Origin of the sequence: Rickettsia fournieri, from assembly GCF_900243065.1 — a bacterium.
In the GTDB taxonomy this organism is placed as follows: Bacteria; Pseudomonadota; Alphaproteobacteria; order Rickettsiales; family Rickettsiaceae; genus Rickettsia; species Rickettsia rickettsii.
The window spans coordinates 47,501-65,601 of record NZ_LT978484.1 but is presented as its reverse complement, the minus strand read 5'-3'; the positions used below and the strand labels follow the sequence as shown (position 1 = coordinate 65,601).

Sequence of the window (18,101 nt, the reverse complement as noted above, 5' to 3'; positions counted from 1 at the left end):
CGCCATAGGCGTCGACGAAGAAATCTCAGACACGATTCCTGAGATTGCCACGCTCCTTGCAGTCGCTCGCAATGAAGTTAGAATCTATCCACGTTTTTCATAATCTCAAGATAATCAATTTTGCCGCTTGTAAGTAGAGGTATTTCTGAATCGGTAATAATTACTTTCGGTAAATGTAGTAAAGAAATTTGAGCTTTAGATACAGCATCTGCAAAGTTCTCTCTATTTATATTGGAACCGGTAGTAAGTAAAATAATCTTTTCTTCGTGCGTTTTATCGGGAATAGAAATAGCAGCGTGCAAGGAATCAGGATCAATTTCGCTTGCAAGTTCTTCAATTTTTGTAAGAGATATCATTGCCCCTGCTATTTTAGCAAAGTGTTTTAAACGTCCTAGAATTGTTATATATCCTTCAGAATCGATTTTGACTATATCGCCTGTGTCATACCATTCTTTATAAGTACGGTGACCTTCTAAGTCCAAGTAACCAAGCATGATGTTAGGACCCTTAATGAATAAACGTCCCCCTTCATTTATTCCCTCTACTTTCTCAAGCTTATAATCAATTTTCGGTAATAATCTTCCTACCGTGCCTGCTTTATTATGCATAGGGGTATTGCAAGCTATAATAGGTGAGGCTTCTGTAATCCCATATCCTTCAAAAATACGTATGCCATACTTATTAAGCCAAAATTGTCGTGTAGATTCTTTTAATTTCTCGCTACCGGCAAATATATAGCGTAATGAGTAAAAATCATATGGGTGCGCGTAATTAGCATAACCGTTTAAAAAAGTATCGGTAGAAATTAATATAGTTGCTCCAATATCGTATATAACTTCAGGAATGCTACGATAATTTAGTGGAGAAGGATATAGAAACAGCTTAATACCGTTGAAAGTTGTAATAATTGCACCACTAAGACCAAAACAATGAAATAGCGGTAGCGCATTAAATACTATATCTTCAGGGCTAAAAGGTACTTTAGCAGTTATTTGATATCTATTAGTTTGTAAATTTCTGTGAGATAATAATACGGCTTTAGGTTCACCTTCAGTACCCGAAGTAAAAATTATCACTGCCGGTTTTTCGTCATCACGATTACGACAAAAATAATTGTAATAAGTTTGGGCACAATAACTTCCTATTTTTGCTTTTAGTTTTAGAGCTGTACCAATCTGATTTTTAAAATCTTCTAAATATATTATTTTAATACCGAAATCTAATAAGTTAGTTATTAATTCATGTAAATTTGCTTTCTCAATAAATTGTTTTGAAGTGTAAACTACTTTAATTTGTGCAAGTTTGCAGGAGTTAATAATAGTACTTATGCCGCTGCTCCAGTTAATTATAGCAGGAACATAACCGCTAGATTGCATAGCGTAAAAAGTAATTAACGTATTCGTGGTATTAGGCAACATTAAGCCTAAATTTCTGCCAAAGATATTATTCTTTTTGATTAAATCACCTAGGATAAAAGATTTTAATATTAAATCTCGATAAGTAACCGCATTATTTTCAAAATCATCAACTATTTTTTTCTTAAATCCATGAATTTTAGCAGCTTCTATAAGAGATGAGAATACAGTATTTTTATAGTCTGAACTCTCAAACATCATGTCAGCCATGATATCATAAAGAGTCCTAGATATATAACTGCGTCGTTCTTGATTGCTTGTAGCATCCATATTAGCGAATTTTACCGGCGGTAAAACGGTTATAGTAATTTTAGGAAATATTTTTCTTTTTAATATGTTTTTTAATTTTGATAAATGAGTAAATTGAGTACCGTCTATTCTAACCGGTAAGACGGTAGCACCGGCTTTATCGGCAATCATTCCCGGTCCTTCATATATTTTCATTAAAGAGCCGGTAACGCTTATTCTACCTTCAGGGAAAATTGCTACTTTCTGATCCTTTTGTACTTCTTTTACTAAAGTCTTTATTGCCATTGGGTTACTTGGATCAACCGGCAAAGTTCTTGCCATACGTAAAAACGGTTTAATCCACCATATTTTTTGTATATCGGGACTAATTGCAAAAGTCATTTCTTCTCGTAAGTAAGTAGCAATTAGTGGCGGATCTAGATATGAAATATGGTTAGCGACCACTACTACTTTTTTACCTGCTTTTTGAAAATTTTCAAATCCTTTAACTTCAACCTTATACATAAGATCAAAACAGATTTGGAATATTCTTCGCAATAGCTTAAATGGAATAATTTTAACTTCAGGTATTAAACGGTAAATATGTATAGTAACAATTATATTAGCTAGGCTAATAAATAATATAATCCAGGGTATAGTGAAATTTAGGTAAAATAATAAAGATAGAATTATTGTTGATCCCACCATGAAAATGGAATTGATAAGATTGTTAACGGCAATAATTCGACTACGATGAGTAGGGTTTGCGTAATGCTGTAATATCGCAAAAAGAGGAACGATATATAATCCGCCTATTGCCGCTAAGAACAATAAATCTATAACTATGCGCCAATTATGTCTTTTCGATAAAAATACTAAAATACTTTTTAGCTGAGTAGGTTCGTAGTTAACTGAGCTAATTCTACTTGCAAAGAATAAATCAATACCGAAAATACTAATGCCTAGGGCTGAAATAAATAGATATTTAACGGTAATCTCATCTTCAAATATTTTGCTACATAAAAACGAACCGATCCCAACACCAAGCGAGAAAACCGCTAAAAATAAATTAGCAACATTCTCATCAGCTTTAAAAGTTATCTTAGCAAGTAAAGGTATTTGAGAAATTATAGCAGCTCCGATAAACCAAAACCATGAAATACCAAGTATAGCTAAATATATCTGTTTTTTTGCTTTGGCATATTTAATCATATTTATGCTTTCATCTATAATATTAAAATTTATTTTAATATTACGATTTACATTTTTAGATTTTTGGGAAAAAAGGCTTGTAATAAAGCCAAGAAAAGTGATGGTAATTAAGGAATAAATTATAAAATTATTGCTGATTGTATAATAGCTGCCGATTATAGTACCGATAAAAATACCGATAAAAGTTCCGGCTTCAACAAAGCCGTTAGCTCCAAGTAGTTCGTCTTTATTTAGGTGATCAGGTAATACGCTATATTTGATTGGACCGAAAAAAGTAGAATGTATACCCATTAAGCAAATAGAACAAAACAGGATTAACAGATTATTATGATGAAATCCGTAAATTGCAAAGGCAATTATACCGATTTCACAAATCTTAATAATTTTAATAAGATTTGCACGCTCGTATTTATCGGCAATTTGTCCTGCTATGCTTGCGAATATTATAAAAGGTAATACAAAAGTAGCATTAGCAATTAAAACAAGTAGATTATTATATTTACTTAAAGCTCCTGACATACCATAAGTTATAAGGATTACCAGAGCATTTTTTAATATATTATCATTGAGACAACCGCATAACTGCACTATAAAATTCGGTAAAAATCGTCTATCTTTGAAAAGATATAATTTGTTTGTGTCCATGATATAAAATATTTTAAATGCCAATTTTATTGGGTGACTCTTATGTCATTCCCGTGAAAACAGGAATCCAGTAATTAAAAAATATAAATACAGTAAGTTTTTAAAACTAAAAACTTGATTTATCTCGTTTTACCCTGGATTCCCGCCTATGCGGGAATGACATAAGCAAGCTATGCAACAAAACCTAAACTCCCCAGATATTAGCAATTTATATTAATATGTCAAATGTGGTGCTTATTTACTTTTTGTTTCTAAGCGTCTTGATTTTATTAATGCATCTACAAGAGAAATGTTTTCGTCCGTAGAATCAGTGTAATTTTTTACTATTGTTTGTAATGCAGATAAAGCTTGGTTTGTAGTATCTTTCGTTTTAACTTTCTTTCTTCTTTGTAAATTCTTTTTTAAGGCAGTTGATAAATTATCAAATTTAGCCGGTGATTTGGCTTTTTTCGGTGCTTCTTTGATGGCTTTGGTAGATGACATAAATAATTATCTTTTCACATTAGCATTATTATATTATATTATGGATATTTTGGAAAATAAAACTATAAGTAATCTATGAATCAAAGTAATATAATCTCTCCTGAGTTACTGGATAAGAGAAGAAATATTGCAAGGCAAGGGGGCGGTGAAGCTAGGATCAACGCACAACATCAAAAAGGTAAGTTAACTGCACGAGAACGCATAGAAGTATTATTAGATCCGGATAGCTTTACCGAAACAGGTATGTTTGTATCCCATAGATGCGATAATTTTGGGATGCAGGATAAAAAGTTTTTAGGTGACGGCGTTGTAACGGGACACGGTACGATAAACGGTAGGTTGGTATTTATTTATAGCCAAGATTTTACCGTACTCGGCGGTTCTCTCGGCGAATATCATGCTAAGAAAATCTGTGATATTATCAATCAAGCTATAGAAACTGGTGCTCCCGTAATCGGTATTAACGACTCAGGGGGAGCAAGAATTCAAGAAGGGGTTGATGCTCTAGCCGGATACGGTGAATTATTTCAGCGTAATGTTTTAGCGTCGGGTGTCATCCCTCAAATTACCCTAATTATGGGCCCTTGTGCCGGTGGTGCGGTATATTCTCCTGCCTTAACCGATTTTATATTTATGGTTAAGAATAGTTCTTATATGTTCGTAACCGGTCCCGATGTAGTAAAAACCGTTACGGGTGAAGAAGTAAGCCAAGAAAAGCTCGGCGGTGCTAGGATGCATACCACTAAAAGCGGTGTTGCCGATCTTGCATTTAACAATGATATAGAAGCATTGCTTGAAATTCGTAAATTCTTTAATTTCCTTCCATCATCCAATCGTAGTCCTCTTCCTGTTCGTTCGACTGTTGATCCTGCCGATAGAGTTGATATGTCTCTTAGCACGTTAATACCTAACACTCCTAATAAACCTTATGATATGAAAGAGCTTGTTGAGCGTATCGTTGATGAGGGAGAATTTTTTGAACTACAACCTGATTTTGCTAAGAATATAATTATTGGCTTTGGTTATATGGAAGGTTATCCGGTAGGATTTGTGGCTAATCAGCCTTTGCATTTAGCAGGATGTTTAGATATAAACGCCTCAAGAAAAGCAGCAAGATTTGTTAGATTTTGTGATGCTTTCAATATTCCTATAGTAAGCCTTGTTGATGTGCCTGGATTTCTGCCTGGTACATCCCAAGAGCATGACGGTATTATTAAACACGGGGCTAAGCTGTTATACGCTTATGCGGAAGCTACAGTGCCGAAGATTACTGTAATTACCCGTAAGGCTTATGGAGGTGCTTATATAGTGATGAACTCCAAGCATCTTAGAGGCGATATAAACTATGCTTGGTTTAATTCGGAAATCGCTGTTATGGGGGCAGAGGGAGCAGCCGAGATAATATTTAAGGAAGAATGTAAAAACCCTGAAGCTAAAAAACAAAAAATAGATGAATATAGGAAAGTAGTAACTTCGCCTTTTGTTGCGGCATCTAGGGGATATTTGGATGATATTATAAGACCGCAAAATACCAGATGGCGAATATGTAAGGCGTTAAATTTCCTGCGTACTAAAAAAGTAGAACTGCCTTGGAAGAAGCATGATAATTTGCCGCTTTAGCTGTCATCCCGTGGCTTGACCACGGGATCTCAGAATACAGTCTGTGACACAAGACCCCGTGGTCAAGCCACGGGGTGACATTAGGATACAAAAAACTATGAATAAACCATTATTTGATAAAATTTTAATTGCTAATCGTAGCGAGATCGCCGTTAGGATAATACGTACCTTAAAAAAGATGGGGATAAAGTCGGTTGCAGTATATTCTGAAGCAGATACAAACTCAATGTATGTGCAGCATGCAGATGAGGCTTATTATATAGGTGATTCCCCTGCAACGGAAAGTTATTTATCTATTAAAAATATTATTTCGGCGATTCGTGAAAGTGGCGCCAGCGCAGTACATCCAGGTTACGGTTTTTTATCAGAAAATCCAAATTTTGCCAATATTCTTAAAAGAGAAGGTGTTGTTTTAATAGGACCGAGTGCCGGAACTATTAAAAAAATGGGCGATAAAATCGAAGCAAAAAAGATAGCGATAGAAGCCGGAGTTAGCACCGTGCCAGGTTATATGGGAACTATAAACGATGTTAAACAAGCTATAGATATTGCTAAAGAGATTGGTTTTCCGGTAATAGTAAAAGCGGCTGCCGGCGGCGGTGGGCGTGGTATGAGAGTAGTGAATAATCCCGCTGAAATGGCCAATGCTTTTGAGTCGGCAAAGCTTGAAGCAGCCAATAGTTTTAGTGACGATAGATTATTTATTGAGAAGTTAATTCAAACTCCCCGTCATATCGAAATTCAGCTCATTGCCGATCAATACGGCAATAGTGTATGTCTCGGAGAGCGGGAATGTTCAATACAGCGTCACCATCAAAAAGTAATCGAAGAAGCACCAAGTTCTTTTATTACTGAAGATATAAGGCAAGAAATGTATAGGCAGGTAATATCCTTATCTCAAAAAGTGGGATATTATTCGGCCGGTACCGTTGAGTTTATAGTAGATAGCAATAAAAATTTCTATTTTTTAGAGATGAATACTAGGTTGCAAGTTGAGCATCCTGTTACTGAGCTAATTACCGGTATAGATATCGTTGAAGAGATGATACAAATCGCAGCCGGCGAGAAATTATCATTTACGCAAGATGATGTAAAATTAAAAGGTTGGGCATTTGAATCACGAATTTGTGCCGAAAACCCAAGCCGAGGTTTCTTACCTTCTAGCGGTAGAATTATAGCTTATTCCGAACCTGCAAAGAGTCCTAATATCCGTATAGATACAGGGATTGGGCTTGGCGGCGAAGTAAGTATGTTTTATGACTCAATGATTGCAAAATTATGTACTTACGGTGAAACAAGAGAGCAGGCAATTGAGCTAATGCATTCTGCTTTGAGTTCTTATATAATTAACGGTATTGCTCATAATATCAGTTTCTTAGAAGCGGTAATGCTACATCCACGCTTTGTTAGCGGCGATATTTCTACTGCCTTTATTCAAGAAGAATATCCTGACGGTTTTTCTGGAGCTAGTCTAACTTCAGAAGTAACTACCGTATTTTTAGCAACGGCTATTTTTATTTATATATCGGAGCAAAGACGTGCTTCTTTAATTTCCGGCAATATTAACAATCAGGCTAACAAAATAGGTACAAGGTGGGTAGTAACTATCGATGATAAACTATTTCCCGTATTAATTACACCTGTTGAAAACGGCTATAATATACGTCACGAAAGCGATAGAATATATATTCGTAGTAACTGGAATTTAGGTAATGAACTTTTTACGGCTATAATTAATGGTAAAAAGACAAATGTGAAAATTGAGAATATCAGAACCGGTTATTTATTATCGCATGCCGGTATTAGCGTAAAAGCCTTTGTACGCTCTCCTCGTATATCAGAACTTGAAGCGTTGATGGTCTCAAAAGTAGTGGTGGAAGAAAGCTCTGAACTACAAGCTCCTCTAAGCGGTCAGATTGCTGCGATAAAGGTGAAAGAAGGGCAGGAAGTGACGGCAGGACAAGAAATTATGATTTTAACTGCTATGAAAATGGAAAACCTGATTCTTGCCGAAAGAGACGGAAAAATAGCTAAAATTTTTGTTAATGAAAAGGATAATGTTGTAAGAGGGCAGGTATTATTAGAATTTGCTTGATATATTAGGTTCTGTAAAGGAAAATTCAATTATTTATATTTTCAGATATTTTTTAGCGAAAATTAATAAGATGTTTGCAGTAATAGTTGTTCCTATTTCAAAACAATCTTATGATTTGCAGCAAAGAAGAGCAAAAATAGATTAATTTAATTTTCCTTCACAGAACCTAATATATTGTCTTTCGCTTATAATTCGCTACTATAGTAAACTCAGCTCCATTTTATGAAAAGCGTAAGGGTAGAGCCTATATATTAATAAGCAAGACAACGAACAACGAAGTACAAAATGGAGATCAGTTTACTATATTCATTTATTTAGAATTAATTAAGTCAAAATTTTTCTCAATAACTGAAATATTTGAGCTAGCTTTTTCAAATAGATAATGATCTTTGTTTACCTTATTATATGCCTCTACAGCTTCTATAAATTCTTCTTGATTAAGGTAACACTCTCCTAAATAATATTGTGCTTCTTGATAATAATTAGAGCTTTTGTGTATTTTACTATACATGTCTATAGCTTCTTTATAATTTCTCATTCCTAAAATAATTATTTCCTTCAGTAAGATTTGGATGAGCCATGGTTCCTCCGTATTTTAATTAGATTTTTTTATAAAAAAGTATATATTATCATGAAATATGATTCTCATGTTTCGTGGTAATATATATATCTAATAAATGTGCAAGAGGTTTTGTCGTCATTGTGAGGAAAAATTGTAAGTTTTGATTAAGCAATCTAGTTAAAAATACTAATAATATTTAGTATTTTTAACTAGACCCCGTGGACAAGCCAAGCCACAGGGTAACAATTAGGAAACTGGTCCACGCAACAACGTCTATGCGGGAATGACATAAGAGCAGGCAATGAAGCAATCTTATTGTAGGAATGACATTATTAAAGCTCAGAATCAAATATTTTTATATCACCGCCTAAAGACGTTTCTTCATCAAGTCCCTCAAGGGCAAAAGTGCGAAATATACCTGATTTAGAAGGAGTATGTTCTAACCTAGAGCCTGTGTTAGGTTTTTCAGTTTCAACCTTAAAATCAGAAACATAGCCCTCGTCTTCTACTACAGTATTTGTATTTATTGGAATTTTCTTTCCGCTAGAATAATCTCCTAACAGTGCTTTAATTTCTGCGAAATTTTGTAAATCTTTAGATAGTTGTTTTTTGAATTTAGAAAATTTTTGCTTTATTTGTTCTGATGATAAATTCTTATATCCGTCATAATGTGATGATATACTTGTTTTTAATATCCTCTCTAATATATATTGGTGGTTAGGATTATTAGCTTTTTCACACAATGTAGAAATCTTAGTGATTTGGGTTAGTTGACACGATACATCGCTATGTAAGTTATCTTTTTCCCATCCTTTAACATTATAGTTAGCACCGTGTTTAAGTAAATATTTTACTATTGTGACCTGCCCATACTCTGATGCAAGCATTAAAGGTGATACATCTGTATTGCCGTTAATCGTTGCCCCTGCATCTAATAATGTTTTTACCGCATTTAAATTACCGTATATTATTGCTACTTCTAGAGCTACATCTAAATTAGCATTTTTAGATAAAAGATACTTTGCAATTTCTTTTCTATTTTTTAAATTTGCGGTACTTAATGGTGTGTTAAAACGATATTCAGTATTAACATCAAAACCGTATATTTCAACAAATTTTTTAATTACTGCAAGCTTATTTTCGTTTATTGCTTTAAAAAAGATTTGCTTATGAAGATCGTTTACATTTTGACCACCTTGTGCTGCTTCTTCTAAGGTTGTATTTAAATAAGTTGCTCCTTTTATTAAAAGATCACATGTAATGTCTATATAGACATTACATGTGATCTTTTAATATTTGTAAGGTTCTTCCAAACCGGCAGTAACATTTAGTGTATTAGAACCATAATGACTAAAATTTACATTCGCTTCTTTTTCTTCTACAAAATACTTTACTAAAATTAAACTTTTATTGTGTATTGCTTGTATTAGGCTGGGATTAGGTTCAAACGTAAGATGATTAAGTAAATATTCAGCTTGTGCATTATTGTTTTTAAGTGCAAATTCTAATGCTTTGTATTTCCTTGCGATGTAAGGTCTTCCATGAGATTTATTTTATTTAAATTCGGATCATCTAAGCTAGCTATAATATTTAATTCTGCCCCGTCTTTAGGATGAAACGTATCAAAATATTGTTTTAAATACCCTAGAGTTATTACATTTTCTGTTTTAGTAGTTTCCGGCTTAGTAGTTCTTTTAATTTGAGAACCCCCTGGAGCTGTGGAGGAGTTGTGCATGATAATTTACCTTAAATTAATTTATAGCATGCGTACTATAGATTAATCTAAGTAAATTATCAATATCTTAATTGATAGTAAAATAATTTATGATTTCTTAACTTTAAGTTGTATTTGATGGTTCTCTAATTCTACTTTACTTACATAATCAGGCGTGAAATTTTTAGCAAACTCGCCTAAAGTTTGTTCTTTAATAAAGTCTCCATAATTATCAATTATCTTAGATAAATCAAACTCGCTTATTATCTCAATTAAAATCCTGTCAGTGATAGAGAAATCGGCATCTTTTCGAGCCTGTTGTATAAAGCGTACAATGTCTCTTGCGTATCCTTCTGCTCTTAACTCAGGTGTTAGCTCTAAATCAAGTATTAACAAGCTACTATTATTCTCAAAACTTGCTGCTCCTTTGATATGTGAATACGGCTCTAAAACTAGCTTATATTCGTCACTATTTAAGGTTTCACCGCATATAGCTAAACCGCCTGCGATAGCTTCCCACTCACCTTTTTTAGAAGCAGCTATAATCTCTTTCATTTTATGCGGCAAACGTTTACCAAGCATTGGGAAATTAATCGATAGTTTTTTGCTTGCGTAATTCTCTAGATCGTCACGATAAATTACCGCCTTAACATTAATTTCATCTTTAATTAAATCTTCAAAATCTTTGAGGTTGTTATTATGTTTACTGATAATAGCTATGCTAGCAAGTGGCTGCCTTACCCTGATATTTTCAGTGCTTCGGATAAATAGGCTATTACTGCAAATATCAAGCACGTTATCCATATTAGCAACCAGCTCGTGATTTATTTCAAAGTCTGAGAGAGTAGGGTAGTTGCAGAGATGTACGCTAATCGCGTCATTGCGAGGCACTGAAAGTGCCGTGGCAATCTTATTAGATACTCCTGAAATTGCTTCGTCAAGATTTGTGTCTTTCCTCGCAATGACGTTTGATTTTCCTGAGAGTACCGTGTCGTTACGCTCCTCACAATGACGTAATCCCTTATATATCGCTTCCGAAATTATAGGCACTAGTGCCGACATCGCAATAGCCATGGTGTCTAAACATGAATATAGAGTATTATAAGCATTTTGCTTATCTGTATCTTTTTCGCTTTTCCAAAATCTAGTTCGGCTTCGTCTTATATACCAGTTATTCAACACTTCAAAAAATTCTGAAACTGCATGATAAGCTGTTTGCGTATCGAAATTATCTAAGCTCTCTTCAATTTTTTGTACGGCTATTTTAAGCTTAGATAATATATAAACATCAAGTACGTTTTTAGAGCTAAAATTAAGCTTGCCTTTAAGCGAATCAGCATTAGCATACATCGTAAAGAAATGGTAAGCATTCCATATAGGTTTGATAAATAGACGAAGCGTATCAAATACCATTTTGCCGTCTTTATCAATTAATAGCTCCTGACCTTTAACAACGTTTGAAGATAACATCGTAACTCTTAAAGCGTCAGAGCCGTATTTATCAAATAGCTCCAGCGGATCGGCGTAGTTATTAAGACGCTTTGAAAGTTTTTGACCTGTAGCGTCTAAAATTACGCCGTGGCATATACAGTTTAAAAACGGTGGGCGATCAAATAAAGCGGTAGATAGCACCATTAAGGTATAAAACCATCCGCGTGTTTGAGCTGAATACTCAACTATAAAATCAGCCGGAAAATGATCCTCAAACCACTCTTTATTTTCAAAAGGGTAATGGGCTTGCCCATATGGCATTGAACCGCTTTCAAACCAGCAATCAAACACGTCTTCTATTCTGCGCATTGTTGATTTACCGGTTGGATCGTCGGGATTTGGTCTTGTCAGTTCATCGATAAACGGACGATGTAAATCAGTAACTTTAACACCAAAATCTTTCTCTAATTCCTCTATAGAGCCGTAAACGTCTATGCGTGGATATTTTGGATCATCGGACTTCCATACAGGCAGCGGCGTTCCCCAGAATCTATTACGGCTTATCGACCAATCACGAGCATTTTCAAGCCACTTACCAAATAAATTATCTTTAACATGGAAAGGTATCCAGTTAATTTGCTGATTTAACTCTACCATTCTATCTTTAAATTGCGTAACCTTTACGTACCATGACGGAACAGCCTTATATATAAGAGGCGTATCTGTTCGCCAGCAATGAGGATAATTATGAATATACTGCTCGGTTTTTAGCCAATTTCCTTGCTCTTTCAGTTTGATTATTATTTTGTCATTTGCATCAAATACTTGTAAGCCCTCTAAATCAGGAATTTCTTTAGTGAATTTACCGCTATTATCAACAGGACAAACAAGCTCAATACCTTTCGATTCACAAAGTATTTGGTCATCTTCACCAAAGCCTGGAGCCATATGTACGACTCCCGTGCCATCACCCTCAACTACGAAATCGCCTGCAAATATCTTGAAGCTGTTTGGATGATTTTCGAAATAGTCGAATAAAGATTTATAGTTCAATCCTTGAAGTTCTGAGCCTTTAATTATCTCAAAATTTTCTTCACCGCTAAGTCCTAATTCTTTAGCATATTTAGAGACGGAAGAGGCAGCTATTATATAACAAATATCATTTTTAGGGACTAATGCATAATCTATATCACTACCGACTGCTAAGGCTAAATTTGACGGCAATGTCCAAGGTGTCGTCGTCCAAGCGAGTATACGGTATTCTTTAAAAGATCCTGTGGTCGTAGCCACGGGATGACATAGTACAAAACTCACCGTTACAGCTTTATCGGCTCGCTCACGATAAGAATTATCAAGTCTTGTTTCAAAATTAGAAAGCGGTGTTTCGCATGCCCAAGAATAAGGCATTACCCGCATAGATTCATACAATAACCCCTTATTATATAACTCCTTAAATGCCCAAAGTACGGATTCCATAAAATTCTTATCCATCGTTTTATAAGAATTTTTAAAATCCACCCATCTTGCTTGACGAGTTACATATTCTTCCCAATCATTAGCATATTTCATTACCGAAGCTCTGCAATGTGCATTAAACTTCTCTATACCAAAATTAGCTATTGCAAGACGTCCTGAAATGCCAAGTTCTTTCTCTGATTGCATTTCAGCAGGAAGACCGTGACAGTCCCAGCCAAAGCGACGCTCGACTTTCTTACCTTTTACGGTTTGGTATCTAGCATATACGTCTTTAATAAAGCCGGTAAGCAAATGACCGTAATGCGGCAAACCGTTTGCAAAAGGCGGGCCGTCATAAAAAATAAATTCTGACTCTCCGTTCCTATCATCAATAGATTTTTGGAATATATTATTGTCTTGCCAAAATTTTAGTATCTCTCGCTCTAAGCCTGCAAAATCAGCATTCGAGCTAACTTCAGGATAATATTTAGTATTTGTCATTATTTTAGAAATTATTTTTAAAAATATCTTAATTATATGCAAGAGAGGTCATAATACAAGAATTTTTAAGGTATTTAAGAAAGTAATAAGGTGTATTACAGATTAAAAGATGATATAGAAATTTTGTCTAACTCAAGTCATTTCACTATTAGTTACTACCTATCGTTTCAGCTTCATAAGCCGATAATATTTGTGCTTCGTATCCTAAATACTTCCACTCTTCATTTAAATATTACTTCAACTCTAGTATATTTTGTTAAATCGCTAAGGCACTGTGCTTTAGAATCACTTTCTACTTTATTACTTAAATTTAGTAGGAGCTTTTGTTTTTGCTCTAAATTAATAGTTTTAAGAGCTAGCAAAATCGCAGATTTTAAATATTAAATTCTTTATTGTTATCTGTATACTATTAATATCTTCATTATATTTCACTTCGTTAAATTTTTTCACTTGAATCTCTTTATACTCAGGTACATTCTTATATTTAGTAACAGTACGGCTCTTTATCGTCTCTTTCTCTATCCGTGCTTTTTTATAAATTGGCTCATAGCCCTTAATTTGCATTCATACGTTATAATTTAATAGTTGGATATATAAATTGGTTTTGCTAAAGAAATATCATCATAAGTTTTTAATTTTTTCCTAGGTGGATAAGTATATATTGGCTTCGGCTCGATTTGTTTAGTTTCTTCTATAAGCTCTTTGTCTAAATATTGTTGTTCTTCGGTATAGGCGATTTCTTTTAAACCTACATATTTCTTTTCTGTTTTATAAGAATAATATTTGTCATCATTTATCTTCTCTTGAAGATCTAAATTATTTTTATACGCTTTAGCAAGTTCAGAGAAAAGTATCTTTAGTGTTTTTGAATTTTCACCGAAATAACTTATAGGGATAACTTGATTATTAACTAATGTTCTATCATGTTCTTTATTAGAACATTCTTTTTTAAATTGAGTTTTCATATTATGTGAATTAGCGAATCAAAACAATATTGCAACTTAATTGTAAGCTAGCCCAAGCTTTGTCTGCTGTATATATCGGATAATTTTTTCTGTCCTTTTTCTTCCGCAAGTAAAGCCATCAAGGAAGAAGAATCAAGAATTATTGTTATGAGAAGACATTATTGGGTTACAAGTTAAAATTTAGAATTTTCTTTATTCGCTTCTTGATATTTCTGCTTTAAAAATTCATCAACAAATGATTCTGATTTAGAACCATGTTGTTTAAACAATGCTTGAGCTTCTTTTACAGCCTTATGACAAGTGATTAAATGTAATTCATTATTAACTTTATTTATAAGTTTCAATAGCATTTTTATATTTGATATGGAGTTAATATTACCCATTAAGCATATCTACGTAAACATTCTAACTATGGGGATCTTTGAAGGGGCGAGTAATTTTTTCATCTGTGAGAAAGTTTTTACTATATTTGCTACGGCAGTCTCAATCAATTTATCGGTTTCAATATAATTTTCCGATTCGTCTTGGATATAAAAAAGAATAGATGAAACATAAACCGAGAGCAATAAGCTTCTTTTGGTATAATAGTTAAAATCAAAAGATTTATCACCGGCATAACGCCAAATAGCATCACAACTACGGAATGCAACTTCAGTTCCTTGTATTGGATTTAATGCAAAATAAGCGGCATTCTTACTATGAATAATAGGAAGTACGGTTTTGACCCTAATCTTTACGGCTAAAGATATTTTTTCTCTTATTTTTGATGGTTCTGCTATTATCTTTAAGCTTTCTAGCATAATATTATCTAAATACTCTTCCAAGAATCCTACTATTTCGGATAAACCTTCTGGAAAAACTATTAAGCTATAGCCTTTTGCGAAATCGCATTTTTCTTCTGCTTCTTTGAGTAGTTTATTATTCCATTCATTAAACGGTAATAATTCTAATAAAGATTGCACGAAGCTTATTTTTTTGATATGGTGTTCTTCTTGAATGCTCATATTTTTAACCTTGACATATAACTGAATTATAGGGTATAGTTCAATAAACCACAATATCTTTTAAGGAGAGTAATTTTAGTGATATTAGTAAATGTTCACGCCGGTAATTGTGATAATACGCTTAAGAATTTTAAGAAAAAGCTACAAAGAGAGCTTTATTTTCGTAAGATGAAAGAACAGCGTTATTATGAAACACCTTCAGCGAAGCGTGTTCGTAAAGCACAAGAAGCAGCAAGAAGACAGAGAAAATTTGCTCGTAAAAAAATGTTTGATGAATAAAATTTCAAACAATTTTCATACTAAATATAAAGCTAGAAATATATAATATTTCTAGCTTTTTTTATTGTCATCTAGTTGCTTGACCATGTGTTGTACGAACGTTCAAGATGTCATTCCTGCGAAAGCAGGAATCCAAAAAATAGCCATACAAAATTTTACGTATTTGATGAAATAAATATAATAAAAAAACAAGTTTTTATATGTTTGACTGGATTCCCGCTTCCGCGGGAATGACATAAAAACAATCAATGCAACAACACCCCGCTTTTGCAGAAATGACAATAAGATACTTAAAACTTGAAATATTTTCAATTAGCTTTTTTTTATGTTATAAAGAACTGTTATAGTCATATAAACAGTATCTATGCTTAGTTATCTTAAACAAAATTTACGTTCTTATTTTTCTAGTAGAGTACTAATTTGTACTTTAGCAACAGCAGCTATTATTTTTGCTTGTGCTACTTTTTATGTGATATCTTTAGAATCAAAGAATTTTAGTACGATTATTGGATTTTTATTAGTTGATTTAGCAATTTTTTTAATTTTAGGTGTTTTACTAACTCAAAAATTTTTTACTAAAAATAATAATAACGATAGTTCTAAATTACAAAATCGTATTGTAATTGCCTTTAGTTTAGTTGCAGCTATTCCAACTATAATTGTTTCGGTATTTTCTGTTTATTTTTTTAATCTTAGTGTTCAAGCTTGGTTTGATAAGAAGATTTCTACGGTTCTTGATCAATCTGTGATAGTTGCAGAATCTTATATTGCCGAGCATAAATTACAGCTAAAAGAAACGGCTTTAGCCGTTGCTGAAGATTTAAGCGATATGTATTACGATTTAATTCACAATCCCGCTTTATTTACTAAAACACTTAATACTGAAGCAGAGATGCGTTCGCTTGATGAGGCTATAGTTTTAAACAAATCTACTAATACTATAGTAGCTAATAGTTATTTAAGTTTTTCATTATCATTTGCAACTATCCCTGCACATTTAATTAAAAAAGCGGATTTAGGTGAACCGGTGGAAGTAAAATCCGATCCAACCACAATAAGGATGCTGATTAAATTAAAAGAGTATAATGATGTGTATTTATTAGTTGGTAGATTAGTAGATAATAAAATTATCGACCATGTAGATGCAACTAACGGAGCAGCTGCCGAGTATAATAGCCTTAAAAATGAAATAGATAATATACAGATTAAGTTCTCTATAATGTTTATCTTTATTGCCTTATTACTGCTTTTTGTAGCTATAAGTTTCGGGGTTATATTTACTGCTAAAATAGTAAAACCTATTAAAAAATTAGTTACTGCAACCGATAACGTTAAAGACGGCGATTTAACGGTACAAGTGCCTGAAAATGAAGTAGATAAAGACGAAATAGGCACGCTTTATGTGGCATTTAATAGAATGATTAAGCAGCTTTCTCGCCAGCAGCGTGATTTAGTTATAGCACAGAGGGCTATGGCTTGGTCGGATGTTGCAAAAAAAGTAGCCCATGAAATCAAGAATCCGTTAACTCCTATTTTACTTGCTTCTGAAAGATTGCTGAAGAAATTTAGCCCTGAAATTAAGGAAAGGGTAGAATTTGAAAATTATTTAAAAATGATTATTCGCCATACTAACGATATTAAAAATATAGTATCCGAATTTGTTCTTTTTGCACGTCTTCCTGCTCCTAAATTTACGAAGAGTGAATTAGTTTATTTAGTTAAACATATTGTTGAAGCACGTAAATTACTTAATGATAATATTTTGTATAAATTTGAGTCTAACGTAGAACAATTTGATTTTATGTGTGATGCTACCCAAATAAATCAAGTTATGATCAATTTATTGAAAAACGCAGAAGAGTCAATAGAAGGACGAGAATCCGGGAAAATAGAAGTTACTATAGATGTTAAAGACGATTTTATTAGCGTTATTGTAACGGATAACGGTAAAGGATTCCCGCCTGAGCTAATAGGCAAAGCTACTGAAAGCTATGTTACGACCAGCAGTAAAGGTATGGGAGTAGGGCTTGCTATAGTTAAAAGAATAGTCGAAGAACATTGCGGCATTCTAGATATAGCAAACAGAGAAGCAGAGGGAGCAATAATCGATATAAAATTTGATTTAAAAGAATTGGATTTAAAGGCTAAGCGTTTGGAAATGTAGGATTTTACTAGAGGATGAAGTTCTGAAAGAAAATTTAGAACCAATTATTTATCACCTAATATGAACACAAATCATAAACAAAAAGCAAAGTTATGAATGTAGAAATCACGGAGTTTTTAGCAAAAGAGCTTATTGCAGAACAATCCCCTAAATGGTTTCATTTACCTATCAAACCGGTTGAATTTAGTGGTCATGATAATAGAACCTTTCATTTAGGCGATGAAATGTTGATTAGATGACCAAGTGCAGCAAAATATGTAGGTGCGGTTTCAAAAGAACACAAATGGTTACCAATATTAGTACCTAACTTGTCATTTCATATCCCTAA

Annotated in this window: 14 protein-coding genes and 2 pseudogenes; 5 read left to right on the top strand and 11 right to left on the bottom strand. The window is 33.4% G+C overall.

Annotated features, from left to right (window positions below):
• Positions 1–77: 77 nt before the first annotated feature.
• Positions 78–3,500 carry an acyl-[ACP]--phospholipid O-acyltransferase gene (locus C4Q30_RS03170; RefSeq protein WP_103897720.1) on the bottom strand — a complete coding sequence of 1,141 codons (3,423 nt, stop codon included), beginning with the start codon at positions 3,498–3,500 and terminating at the stop codon, positions 78–80.
• A gap of 234 nt (positions 3,501–3,734) precedes the next feature.
• On the bottom strand, positions 3,735–3,983 hold the full coding sequence (locus C4Q30_RS03165; RefSeq protein WP_014014597.1) for a hypothetical protein: 249 nt from the start codon (positions 3,981–3,983) through the stop codon (positions 3,735–3,737).
• A gap of 75 nt (positions 3,984–4,058) precedes the next feature.
• Here C4Q30_RS03165 and C4Q30_RS03160 point away from each other — a divergent pair, with 75 nt between their 5' ends.
• Both C4Q30_RS03160 and C4Q30_RS03155 read left to right on the top strand, forming a co-directional pair.
• A complete protein-coding gene (locus C4Q30_RS03160) occupies positions 4,059–5,603 on the top strand; it encodes an acyl-CoA carboxylase subunit beta (RefSeq protein WP_103897189.1) in 1,545 nt (514 codons plus the stop codon).
• Positions 5,604–5,700: 97 nt separating this feature from the next.
• Complete coding sequence (locus tag C4Q30_RS03155; protein WP_103897188.1) at positions 5,701–7,698, top strand: acetyl-CoA carboxylase biotin carboxylase subunit; 1,998 nt, start codon at positions 5,701–5,703, stop codon at positions 7,696–7,698.
• A gap of 310 nt (positions 7,699–8,008) precedes the next feature.
• On the opposite strand, the gene C4Q30_RS03150 is transcribed toward C4Q30_RS03155, so the two are convergent.
• The 9 genes and pseudogenes from C4Q30_RS03150 to C4Q30_RS03100 all read right to left on the bottom strand — a co-directional run bounded on the left by C4Q30_RS03150 (position 8,009) and on the right by C4Q30_RS03100 (position 15,330).
• Positions 8,009–8,236: a tetratricopeptide repeat protein gene (locus tag C4Q30_RS03150; RefSeq protein ID WP_014120952.1), complete on the bottom strand. Its 228-nt coding sequence runs from the start codon at positions 8,234–8,236 to the stop codon at positions 8,009–8,011.
• Between the two features lie 716 nt (positions 8,237–8,952).
• Positions 8,953–9,228: pseudogene (locus C4Q30_RS10450) on the bottom strand (ankyrin repeat domain-containing protein); the annotation flags it as partial.
• A gap of 89 nt (positions 9,229–9,317) precedes the next feature.
• A pseudogene (locus tag C4Q30_RS09530) lies at positions 9,318–9,660 on the bottom strand (hypothetical protein).
• A 104-nt stretch (positions 9,661–9,764) separates the two neighbouring features.
• Entirely contained in the window at positions 9,765–9,995 is a 231-nt protein-coding gene (locus C4Q30_RS03130; protein ID WP_103897187.1) for a hypothetical protein, read from the bottom strand.
• Positions 9,996–10,082: 87 nt separating this feature from the next.
• Complete coding sequence (gene ileS / locus C4Q30_RS03125) at positions 10,083–13,361, bottom strand: isoleucine--tRNA ligase (protein WP_103897186.1); 3,279 nt, start codon at positions 13,359–13,361, stop codon at positions 10,083–10,085.
• A gap of 221 nt (positions 13,362–13,582) precedes the next feature.
• Complete coding sequence (locus C4Q30_RS03120) at positions 13,583–13,723, bottom strand: hypothetical protein (RefSeq protein WP_245207458.1); 141 nt, start codon at positions 13,721–13,723, stop codon at positions 13,583–13,585.
• 216 nt (positions 13,724–13,939) lie between these two features.
• Entirely contained in the window at positions 13,940–14,326 is a 387-nt protein-coding gene (locus tag C4Q30_RS09525; protein ID WP_245207457.1) for a hypothetical protein, read from the bottom strand.
• Between the two features lie 173 nt (positions 14,327–14,499).
• Positions 14,500–14,709, bottom strand: a complete 210-nt coding sequence (locus C4Q30_RS03105) for a hypothetical protein (RefSeq protein ID WP_014014586.1) — start codon at positions 14,707–14,709, stop codon at positions 14,500–14,502.
• 9 nt (positions 14,710–14,718) lie between these two features.
• Entirely contained in the window at positions 14,719–15,330 is a 612-nt protein-coding gene (locus tag C4Q30_RS03100; protein ID WP_103897185.1) for a COQ9 family protein, read from the bottom strand.
• A 78-nt stretch (positions 15,331–15,408) separates the two neighbouring features.
• Between C4Q30_RS03100 and rpsU the strand changes: the two genes are divergently transcribed.
• From rpsU to C4Q30_RS08760, 3 genes are all read left to right on the top strand, one after another.
• The gene (gene rpsU, locus C4Q30_RS03095; RefSeq protein ID WP_012148483.1) at positions 15,409–15,609 is read left to right on the top strand and encodes a 30S ribosomal protein S21; all 201 of its coding nucleotides are present in this window, start codon (positions 15,409–15,411) and stop codon (positions 15,607–15,609) included.
• 364 nt (positions 15,610–15,973) lie between these two features.
• Positions 15,974–17,773, top strand: a complete 1,800-nt coding sequence (locus C4Q30_RS03090) for a sensor histidine kinase NtrY-like (protein WP_103897184.1) — start codon at positions 15,974–15,976, stop codon at positions 17,771–17,773.
• A 92-nt stretch (positions 17,774–17,865) separates the two neighbouring features.
• Positions 17,866–18,012, top strand: coding sequence for a hypothetical protein (locus C4Q30_RS08760; RefSeq protein WP_012151101.1), 147 nt, complete (start codon positions 17,866–17,868; stop codon positions 18,010–18,012).
• Positions 18,013–18,101 lie beyond the last annotated feature (89 nt).

Coding starts and splice junctions, on each gene's coding strand:
- C4Q30_RS03170 (WP_103897720.1), bottom strand. CDS start 3,500: ATGGACACAAACAAATTATATCTTTTCAAAGATAGACGATTTTTACCG.
- C4Q30_RS03165 (WP_014014597.1), bottom strand. CDS start 3,983: ATGTCATCTACCAAAGCCATCAAAGAAGCACCGAAAAAAGCCAAATCA.
- C4Q30_RS03160 (WP_103897189.1), top strand. CDS start 4,059: ATGAATCAAAGTAATATAATCTCTCCTGAGTTACTGGATAAGAGAAGA.
- C4Q30_RS03155 (WP_103897188.1), top strand. CDS start 5,701: ATGAATAAACCATTATTTGATAAAATTTTAATTGCTAATCGTAGCGAG.
- C4Q30_RS03150 (WP_014120952.1), bottom strand. CDS start 8,236: ATGAGAAATTATAAAGAAGCTATAGACATGTATAGTAAAATACACAAA.
- C4Q30_RS03130 (WP_103897187.1), bottom strand. CDS start 9,995: ATGCACAACTCCTCCACAGCTCCAGGGGGTTCTCAAATTAAAAGAACT.
- ileS (WP_103897186.1), bottom strand. CDS start 13,361: ATGACAAATACTAAATATTATCCTGAAGTTAGCTCGAATGCTGATTTT.
- C4Q30_RS09525 (WP_245207457.1), bottom strand. CDS start 14,326: ATGAAAACTCAATTTAAAAAAGAATGTTCTAATAAAGAACATGATAGA.
- C4Q30_RS03105 (WP_014014586.1), bottom strand. CDS start 14,709: ATGGGTAATATTAACTCCATATCAAATATAAAAATGCTATTGAAACTT.
- C4Q30_RS03100 (WP_103897185.1), bottom strand. CDS start 15,330: ATGAGCATTCAAGAAGAACACCATATCAAAAAAATAAGCTTCGTGCAA.
- C4Q30_RS03090 (WP_103897184.1), top strand. CDS start 15,974: ATGCTTAGTTATCTTAAACAAAATTTACGTTCTTATTTTTCTAGTAGA.
- C4Q30_RS08760 (WP_012151101.1), top strand. CDS start 17,866: ATGAATGTAGAAATCACGGAGTTTTTAGCAAAAGAGCTTATTGCAGAA.